The sequence below is a fragment of the Acidiphilium sp. PA genome (assembly GCF_026191915.1).
Lineage (GTDB): Bacteria > Pseudomonadota > Alphaproteobacteria > Acetobacterales > Acetobacteraceae > Acidiphilium.
In genome coordinates, this window is record NZ_JAIMBY010000005.1 from 235,765 (window position 1) to 244,122 (window position 8,358).

Annotated in this window: 9 protein-coding genes and 1 pseudogene; 9 read left to right on the plus strand and 1 reads right to left on the minus strand. The window is 66.5% G+C overall.

Annotated features, from left to right (window positions below; translation table 11 throughout):
• Window positions 1-94 precede the first annotated feature (94 nt).
• Genes AruPA_RS09730 through AruPA_RS09755 form a run of 6 tightly spaced genes read left to right on the plus strand, consistent with a single transcriptional unit; the run spans window position 95 to window position 6,395 of the window.
• The gene (locus tag AruPA_RS09730; protein WP_265636474.1) at window positions 95-784 is read left to right on the plus strand and encodes a lysophospholipid acyltransferase family protein; all 690 of its coding nucleotides are present in this window, start codon (window positions 95-97) and stop codon (window positions 782-784) included.
• On the plus strand, window positions 775-2,013 hold the full coding sequence (locus AruPA_RS09735) for a 3-deoxy-D-manno-octulosonic acid transferase (RefSeq protein WP_265636475.1): 1,239 nt from the start codon (window positions 775-777) through the stop codon (window positions 2,011-2,013). The genes AruPA_RS09730 and AruPA_RS09735 overlap by 10 nt, the downstream gene beginning before the upstream one ends.
• Window positions 2,013-2,963, plus strand: a complete 951-nt coding sequence (gene lpxK, locus AruPA_RS09740; RefSeq protein ID WP_265636476.1) for a tetraacyldisaccharide 4'-kinase — start codon at window positions 2,013-2,015, stop codon at window positions 2,961-2,963. Before AruPA_RS09735 ends, lpxK begins: the two co-directional genes overlap by 1 nt.
• The gene (locus tag AruPA_RS09745; protein WP_265636477.1) at window positions 2,960-3,877 is read left to right on the plus strand and encodes a lysophospholipid acyltransferase family protein; all 918 of its coding nucleotides are present in this window, start codon (window positions 2,960-2,962) and stop codon (window positions 3,875-3,877) included. Before lpxK ends, AruPA_RS09745 begins: the two co-directional genes overlap by 4 nt.
• A gap of 32 nt (window positions 3,878-3,909) precedes the next feature.
• Window positions 3,910-5,319: an APC family permease gene (locus AruPA_RS09750; protein ID WP_265636478.1), complete on the plus strand. Its 1,410-nt coding sequence runs from the start codon at window positions 3,910-3,912 to the stop codon at window positions 5,317-5,319.
• Entirely contained in the window at window positions 5,319-6,395 is a 1,077-nt protein-coding gene (locus tag AruPA_RS09755) for a tartrate dehydrogenase (RefSeq protein ID WP_265636479.1), read from the plus strand. The genes AruPA_RS09750 and AruPA_RS09755 overlap by 1 nt, the downstream gene beginning before the upstream one ends.
• 56 nt (window positions 6,396-6,451) lie before the next feature.
• Here the strand turns inward: AruPA_RS09755 and AruPA_RS09760 are convergent, their stop codons facing one another.
• Window positions 6,452-6,895, minus strand: coding sequence for a GNAT family N-acetyltransferase (locus AruPA_RS09760; RefSeq protein WP_265636480.1), 444 nt, complete (start codon window positions 6,893-6,895; stop codon window positions 6,452-6,454).
• 85 nt (window positions 6,896-6,980) lie between these two features.
• On the opposite strand from AruPA_RS09760, the gene AruPA_RS09765 reads away from it, so the two are divergent.
• The 3 genes and pseudogenes from AruPA_RS09765 to AruPA_RS09775 form a co-directional block, all read left to right on the plus strand.
• The gene (locus AruPA_RS09765; protein ID WP_265636481.1) at window positions 6,981-7,766 is read left to right on the plus strand and encodes a PEP-CTERM sorting domain-containing protein; all 786 of its coding nucleotides are present in this window, start codon (window positions 6,981-6,983) and stop codon (window positions 7,764-7,766) included.
• A gap of 124 nt (window positions 7,767-7,890) precedes the next feature.
• Window positions 7,891-8,019 carry a hypothetical protein gene (locus AruPA_RS09770; RefSeq protein ID WP_265636482.1) on the plus strand — a complete coding sequence of 43 codons (129 nt, stop codon included), beginning with the start codon at window positions 7,891-7,893 and terminating at the stop codon, window positions 8,017-8,019.
• 153 nt (window positions 8,020-8,172) lie between these two features.
• Window positions 8,173-8,358: pseudogene (locus tag AruPA_RS09775) on the plus strand (hypothetical protein); the annotation flags it as partial.

Genomic DNA, 8,358 nt, shown 5'->3' on the forward strand with positions numbered 1-8,358 from the left:
TTTTTCCAAAAAAGAAGCCCTTCCTTAACCTCCCAGTCCTTTACTCATCTCCCCCTTGATGACGCCCCGCACCGCAGATGCTACCGCCGCCCCAATGGCCACCCAGCGCGCCCCGATCTTCCAATCCCCGCTGAAATCACCGCTCGTGCGCGGCTGGCTCGGCGATGCCGCCGGGCGCTATCTCGCCGCCACCATGCGCACCACGCGCTGGACCATCGAGGCCGATGCCCTGCTCGCCGCGCTGCGCGCCGGCACACCCTGCATCATCGCCTTCTGGCATGAATGCCTGCCCGCCATGCCCATCCTCTGGCAGACCGCCGGGCGCATCGCATCCGGCCCGACCGGCTACGTCCTCGCCAGCCGCCATCGCGATGGCCAGTTGATCGCCCGCACCATGGCCCGCTTCGGCGTCCGCGCCATCGCCGGCTCGACCTCACGCGGCGGTGCCGCCGGCCTGCGCGAACTCACCCGTCTGATCGCCGCCGGCAATCCGGTCGGCCTCACGCCGGATGGCCCGCGCGGCCCGCGCCGCCGCGCCGCCGCCGGCGTCGCCCAACTCGCCGCCCTCACCGGGGCGCCGGTGTTCTGCGCCGCCGCCGCCACCGCCCGCGCCATCACGCTCGCCAGCTGGGATGAAATGCGCATCCCCCTGCCGTTCGGCCGCGGCGCGCTGATCGCAAGCGGCCCGGTCGAGGTCACGCGCGCCAACCGCGCCGCCGCGCTGACCGATATCGAAGCCCAGCTCACCGCCAACCTCGCCCGCGCGCTCATCTCATGTCGCTGAGCCTGAAACTCTACCGCCTCGCCACAAGCCTCGCCGCCCCGGCGCTGCCCTGGTGGCTGAACCGGCGCGCGGCCATCGGCAAGGAAATCCCGGCCCGCCTGCCCGAACGCCACGGCATCGCGAGCCTCCCCCGTCCGCCTGGCCAGCTCATCTGGGTCCACGCCGCCAGCCTCGGCGAAACCATGTCCGCCCTGCCGCTGGTCGCCGCCCTCGCCCGCCATGCCGGCGTCCTGCTCACCACCGGCACCGTCACCTCCGCCCAGCTCGCCGCCGAGCGCGCCGCCGCGATCCACCAATTCGTCCCGCTCGACGTCCCCCGCGCCGTCGACCGGTTTCTCGACCATTGGCGCCCGGATGCCGCCATCTTCCTCGAATCCGAACTCTGGCCCAACATGCTCGCCGGCCTCGATGCGCGCGCCACCCCGCGCTTCCTGTTCAACGCCCGCCTCTCCCCGCGCAGCGCCGCGCGCTGGCGCCGTTTCCCGCGCGCGATCCGCCAGGTCTTCGGCGGCTTCGCCCTGATCGCCGCGCAATCCCCGCGCGATGCCACCCGCCTGCGCGGCCTCGGTCTGCGCGACATCGAAAGCTGGGGCAATCTGAAATTCGCGACACCCGACCTGCCGGACGACGAAGCCGCCCGCGCCGCCCTCGCCAAAGCCTGCCCCGGCCCCTGGCTGCTCGCCGCCAGCACCCATCCCGGCGAGGACATCCCGGTGATCGAGGCCCACCGCGCGCTCCGTGTCCTGCACCCCAGCCTCACCACCATCATCGTGCCGCGCCACCCCCACCGGGCGGATGCGATCGCAAGCCTCGCCGGCGGCGTCCCGCTCGCCCGCCGCTCGCGCGGCGAACTGCCGGTCCCCGGCGGCCTCTACCTCGCGGATACGATCGGCGAACTCGGCATCTTCTATCGCCTCTGCCCGCTCGCCTTCATCGGCGGCACCCTGGTGCCGATCGGCGGCCACAACATGATCGAGGCCGCCCAACTCGGCTGCGCCACCGTGGTCGGCCCGCATTACGAAAACCAGTTCGAAGCCATGACCACGCTGCACAGCGTCGGCGCCCTGGTCGATGTCGCCGATTTCATGGACCTCGAAGCGACGCTGATCCGCCTGATGTCCAACACCGCCCACCTCAAAGCCATGGGCAGCGCCGGCCGGCGCATCTGCGAAGGCTTCGCCGACCTGCCGGACCGCCTGGCCCGCCGCGTGCTGGAAGCCATTCCCTGATGCGCGCCCCCGCCTTCTGGCAACACAACGGCATCCTCGCCACCGCCCTCGCACCGCTCTCGCGCATCACCACGCGCCTCACCGCCCGGCGCGTCGCGCAGCCCGGGTTCGATTGCGGCCTGCCCGTGCTCTGCATCGGCAACGCCAGCGTCGGCGGATCGGGCAAGACCATCCTGGTCCGCCACGTCCTCACCCGCTACCGCGCCCGCCGCGCCCGCCCCTTCGCCCTCACCCGCGGCCACGGCGGCACAATGCCCGGCCCGGTCGAGGTTGATCCCGCCGAGCACGGCGCGCGCGACATCGGCGACGAAGCCCTCCTGCTCGCCACCACCGCCCCCACCATCGTCGCGCGCGACCGCGCCGCCGGCGCCCGCCTCGCCCTCGCATCCGGCGCCACCGTCATCGTCATGGATGACGGTCTGCAAAACCCCACCCTGCGCAAAACCGCCGCCCTGCTGGTGATCGATGGCGGCGCCGGCTTCGGCAACGGCCGCACCCTGCCCGCCGGCCCGTTGCGCGAACCCGCCGCCGCCGCCGCCGCCCGCTGCGCCGCCGCCGTGCTGATCGGCAGCGACGCGCACGGCGCAACCCGCCTCCTGCCGCCATCCCTCCCCATCCTGCACGCGCGATTGATCGCCACCAGCCCGGTCGCCCTGCAAGGCAGGCGCGTCGTCGGCTTCGCCGGCATCGGCCGCCCCGAAAAATTCTTCACCACCCTGCGCGAACTCGGCGCCGATCTCGTCACCACCATCGCCTTCCCCGATCACCATGCCTACCGCCCGATCGACCTCGCCCGCCTGCAAATGACCGCGGCGCAATCCGGCGCCATGCTCGCCACCACCGAAAAGGACGCGGTCAAACTCCCCCCCGTCCTGCGCGCCCGCTGCGCCATCATCACCGTCGATCTTGCCTTCGACGATCCCGCCGCGCTCGACCGGTTTCTGCCATGACCCGCCTGCAACAACTCGAATACGCCGTCGCGCGCCTCTTCCTCGCACTCTTTCGCACCCTCAGCCCGGCCCGCGCCAGCACCCTCGCCGGCGCCCTCGGCCGCACCATCGGCCCGCTGATCCCCACCTCGCGCATCGCCGATGCCAATCTCACCGCCGCCCTGCCCGCGCTCGATGCCCAGGCCCGCCGCGCCATCATCGCCCAGGTCTGGGACAATCTGGCCCGCAACGCCGGCGAATTCCCCCATCTCGCCGCTCTGCGCGCCACCGCAACCGGCCCCGGCTTCACCATCACCGGCGCCGAACACGCAATCGAACTCGCAAAGCTCGGCGGCCCCGCCATCATCCTCACCGCCCATTGCGGCAATTGGGAAATCCTGCCCGCAGCCCTCCGCACCCTCGGCCTGCGCTTCGCCTTCTTCTACCGCGCCGCCGCCAACCCGGCGGTCGATCAACTCATCATCGACCTGCGCGCCGCCGCCATGGGCGAGCCCGTCACCATGTTCGCCAAGGGCGCCAAAGGCGCGCGCGGCGCCTACGCCCATCTCGCCCGCGGCGGCATGCTCTGCATGCTGGTCGACCAGAAACTGAACGACGGCATCCCCGTCCCCCTGTTCGGCATCGAGGCCATGACCACCCCCGCCCTCGCCGTCTTCGCCCGCAAATTCCGCTGCCCCATCCTGCCCGTCCGCGTCGAACGCCTCGGCCCCGCCCGCCTGCACCTGATCATCGAACCCATCGCCCACGCCGCCATCACCGGCGACAAACCGGCCGACATCGCCGCCACCACCCTCTGGATGAACCAGACCATCGAACGCTGGGTCCGCGCCCGCCCCGGCCAATGGCTCTGGCTGCACCGCCGATGGCCAAAAAACCCGCCCGCGCGAGTGGCGAAATCGACCAGCCCGGATTAAGCTTCCGCCACAATAACAAAACGGGGGCTATCATGAGCATCATCGGATCGCGTGAACGTCTGAAAAAGGACGCGCTCGGACTACCGCAGATCGTCGCCTCGACCCTCGCCAACATCGCGCCCGCGATGAGCTTCTTCTTCGGCTTCGGCCTGATCGTCAGCGGCGCCGGCGTCGCCGCCCCCATCACCATCCTCGTCGCCATGGTGGTCATCCTGTTCCTGACCAACACCCTGTCCGAATTCTCGAAATACCGCCCCTCCACCGGCAGCTTCGTCACCTTCATCGGCATGGCCTTCGGCCCGGCCGCCGGCGCCGCCGCCTCGGTGTTCGTCGTCTTCGGCTATCTCGTCGCCGCCTCCTCGGTCGTGGTCATCGCCGGCGGCTGGGCGCACGACACGCTCAAACTCTTCCTCGGCATCGACATCCCCTGGCAACTCCTCAGCCTGATCGCGACCGGCATCGTCGGCCTGCTGGTCTCGCGCGGCGTCGCCCTCTCCACCACCTGGGCCGCGATCTTCTTCTACTTCGAACTCGCCCTCCTGCTGGTCGGCGCCGTCGTCATGCTCATCGTCAACCGCGCCAGCCTCTCGCTCGCCCCCTTCGAATGGAGCCACCTCACCGGCGGCCTCAAAGGCATCGGCCTCGGCTTCCCCATCGCGATCTACCTGTTCATCGGCTGGGAAAACTCGGCAACCCTCGCCGAGGAAACCCGCGATCCGCGCCGCAACATTCCCCGCGCGCTGATCATCGGCACAATCTCGATCGGCCTGCTCTACATCTTCCTCGCCTACGCAACCGAAATCGCCTTCCACAACAACGCCACCGCCATCGGCAAATCAGACATCCCCTTCATCGACGCCTTCAAAGCCTCCGCCGCCGCCCTGCTGATCATCGCCTACCTCGCCGGCATGACCAGCATCTTCTCCTCCCTGCTCGGCCTCACCAACAGCCAGGCCCGCATCCTGTTCAGCTCCGGCCGCGAAGGCCTCCTGCCGCGCGTCTTTGGCAAAATCCACCCGCAGCACCGCACCCCCTTCGTCGCGATGTGGAGCTTCGTGCTCATCGCCCTCGCCATCGTCGTCCTGTTCGGCTGGAACGCCAAACCGGTCGATCTCTACGGCGAAACCGGCTCGTTCGGCACCATCCCGATCATCATCACCTACCTCATCACCAACCTCGCCCTGCCGGTCTACATGCTGCGCCACCACCGCGCCGAATTCCGCCCGCTCCGCCACGCGATCATCCCCGTGCTCGGCACCCTCCTCACCCTGTTTCCGCTCTGGGGCCTCGTCCAACCCGGCCAGCCCGCGCCCTACAACATCTTCCCCTACGCCGCCCTCGGCGTCCTGATCCTCTCGATCATCTACGGCGTCCTCCTCGAACGCCGCGACCCCGCCCTCGTCCAGAAAATCGGCTCCTACGTCGCCGATGAGGAATACTGATGTCGCGCACCCATAAAATCGCAATCATCCCCGGCGACGGCATCGGCCGCGAGGTCATTCCCGCCGCCCAGGCGGTGCTCGACCGCGCCGCCGCCCTCTGCGGCTTCACCCTCGCCTACCACCCGTTCGACTGGAGCTGCGAAACCTACCACGCCACCGGCCGCATGATGCCCGACGACGGCATCACCCAACTCGCCGACCACGATGCCATCTTCCTCGGCGCCGTCGGCTACCCCGGCGTGCCCGACCACATCTCCCTCTGGGGCCTGCTCATCCCGATCCGCCGCGAGTTCGACCAATACGTAAACCTCCGCCCCGTCCGCCTGCTCCCCGGCGTCCCCTGCCCGCTGGCCCATAAAAAACCCGGCGACATCGACTTCTGGGTGGTCCGCGAAAACGTCGAAGGCGAATACTCTCAAATCGGCGGCCGCATGTTCCCCGGCACCGACCGCGAATTCGTCGAACAGACCGCCATCTTCACCCGCTTCGGCACCGACCGCATCCTCCGCTTCGCCTTCGATCTCGCAACCAGGCTCGGCCGCAACCACGTCACCTCCGCCACCAAATCCAACGGCATCTTCCACGCGATGCCCTTCTGGGACGAACGCTTCGCCGCCATCGCCGCCACCTACCCCGAAACCCGCATCGACCAATACCATATCGACATCCTCGCCGCCCGCTTCGTCATGTCCCCCGAACGGTTCGACGTCGTGGTCGGCTCCAACCTGTTCGGCGACATCCTCTCCGACCTCGGCCCCGGCGTCACCGGCACCATCGCCGTCGCCCCCTCGGCCAATCTCAACCCGGAACGAAAATTCCCCTCGATGTTCGAACCCGTCCACGGCTCCGCCCCCGATATCGCAGGCAAAGGCATCGCCAACCCCGTCGGCGCCATCTGGGCCGGTGCGATGATGCTCGAACACCTCGGCGAAACCGAAGCCGCCGCCCTCGTCATGCACGCCATCGAATCCGCCCTGGCCGATCCCGCGACACCCCGCACGCCCGATCTGGGGGGCGTGGGCACCATGTCCGCGTTGAACGCCGCTATTGTCGAGCGATGCGGGAAAGGGAAGTAAAAGCAAGCAGTTCTTTTTTATAAAAAAGAACCAAAAAATTTTTTATTGTTGGCGCGCTACCCGGTTAGTGCCTTTACAAAGCTGAACGCCTCGATCGTCATGCCTTCGCGAAAATAAAACCGGTGCGCCGCACCCCGCTGCACGCCCGACTCCAACGTGAACGCCGTACACCCCCACGCTTGCGCCAACGCCTCACACCACCGCAACAACGCCCCGCCATACCCCGCACTGCGCCGCGTCTCATCCGTCACCAGATCATCGACATAAAACCGGTACCCGTTCCACGTATTCCGATACGCCCGAAACACCGCCAACGCCCGCACCACCCCCGCCTCATGCAGCAACGCCATCTGCGCCCCGTCCGCCAGAACCCGCCGCATCGCCGCCTCATACCCCGCCCCCAACTGCGGCCGCAGCACCCGATGCACCCCCTCCGCCCGACCAAGCCACACCGCCAGCTCAGCCGAATCCGCGGTCAAATGAACAATCTCAAATGCCATCCCACCCCCACTACCGCAGTCCCCTGTCGGAATTCTTTACACACACAAAACCGTGATCTAATCAAATCATTGATAAACAACCAGAATGGTTTCTGGCACAAAAATTGCTGGCAATTCTATTGCTACCTCGAAATACACTGGGAACTTCAACATGAAACGAATGGTACTGACCTCTGTCCTCACCGCGGCTCTTGTCGCCGTAACCGCCGGCATCGCCATGGCGGTACCAACCAACGAACCGCCGCCCCCCGGTGCGATCCTCGATCTCAACGGCCAAGTCATTCCTACGAGCACGCCACAACTCTATACCACATCTTTCATCGCAACACTCACCGATACAGCAATCACCTTCGCATTCCGCGATGATCCGGCTTACATCTACTTTTCCGATCCGTCATTGATTGACACGACAACCCCGACCAGCAATCTCTTTGCGAACCCAACCTTCACGGCGGGGACGTATACGAGTAACGGAAACTCCAAAACACCAATTGATTGGGTTTTCCAAAATCCGTATGGTAGCCTGCTTGTTGGACTCAATGCTGGAGGCTGTGGACAAAGTGGCGGCAGTTGCTGGACGGACGGGTCATTCCAGGCCTATGACGAGCTAAGCCAGACGGTCGCGACAACGATCGGACACAGCTACAATCTCAGCTTTTATGTACAAGGTAACTCGGGTAACCCGCTAAATTTTTCACAATTGAGCACAAATGGTCTGCCTGGCAGCGTTGGAAACGCAGTCGACGTCCTGGCCTATGCACAAGGAGGGGTTCAGCCGACAAACGTGCCCGAACCCAGCTCCCTCGCCGTGCTTGGCGCCGGCCTCATCCTGCTCGGCGCCGCCGCGCGCAAGCGCCGCGAACGCGCCTGACACCTGAATAAAACCATCGGCGTGGCACGGATCGATCAAACCTCGTGCCACGCCGGACAGACCAGCCCGCAGGGTCCGTACCCTTGAGACCCATCATCCTGACCGCACCGCAGCAAGCTATAGGATGGGCGAAGCCCGCCTGGCGGTATTATCCAGCATCCATCTGGCGGAAATCGAGCGGATCGGTCCCGAATTGAAAAACCTTCTGTCGATGATGGAAGCCGCCAGGGCGAAACAGGTCGATCTCCCGTAACACCAACCAATCCCGCCCAACGACCCCGCACGCCCCCAAAAACCAACAAAAGTTTTTTGTTTCTTTTTTACAAAAAAGAAGCGCTTCCTTTCTTCCTTCCTTCCCTGACTTTTTCCTTTCTCACCCCCCACCGACCATGGTTTACGTACGGTCATGATCGCGAACGCGCCGTTCATGCCTGCCGACCCGACCGAGCGCTTCACGGTGATCTTCCGTGCCCTGCAGCGCTCGGTTGCCGACAACGGCTACCGCCTCAAAATCCACGGCCCGCTCATCGTCCTGATCTGGAACTACCTCGCCCGCCAGATCGCCCGCTTCGCCCGCATCGCATCCCCCCCC

What these genes read in the sequence shown, in the direction of transcription:
- AruPA_RS09770 (WP_265636482.1), top strand. Translation starts at nt 7,891, where the DNA reads ATGGGCGAAGCCCGCCTGGCGGTATTATCCAGCATCCATCTGGCGGAA.
- AruPA_RS09760 (WP_265636480.1), bottom strand. Translation starts at nt 6,895, where the DNA reads ATGGCATTTGAGATTGTTCATTTGACCGCGGATTCGGCTGAGCTGGCG.
- AruPA_RS09755 (WP_265636479.1), top strand. Translation starts at nt 5,319, where the DNA reads ATGTCGCGCACCCATAAAATCGCAATCATCCCCGGCGACGGCATCGGC.
- AruPA_RS09735 (WP_265636475.1), top strand. Translation starts at nt 775, where the DNA reads ATGTCGCTGAGCCTGAAACTCTACCGCCTCGCCACAAGCCTCGCCGCC.
- AruPA_RS09745 (WP_265636477.1), top strand. Translation starts at nt 2,960, where the DNA reads ATGACCCGCCTGCAACAACTCGAATACGCCGTCGCGCGCCTCTTCCTC.
- AruPA_RS09765 (WP_265636481.1), top strand. Translation starts at nt 6,981, where the DNA reads ATGGTTTCTGGCACAAAAATTGCTGGCAATTCTATTGCTACCTCGAAA.
- AruPA_RS09730 (WP_265636474.1), top strand. Translation starts at nt 95, where the DNA reads ATGGCCACCCAGCGCGCCCCGATCTTCCAATCCCCGCTGAAATCACCG.
- lpxK (WP_265636476.1), top strand. Translation starts at nt 2,013, where the DNA reads ATGCGCGCCCCCGCCTTCTGGCAACACAACGGCATCCTCGCCACCGCC.
- AruPA_RS09750 (WP_265636478.1), top strand. Translation starts at nt 3,910, where the DNA reads ATGAGCATCATCGGATCGCGTGAACGTCTGAAAAAGGACGCGCTCGGA.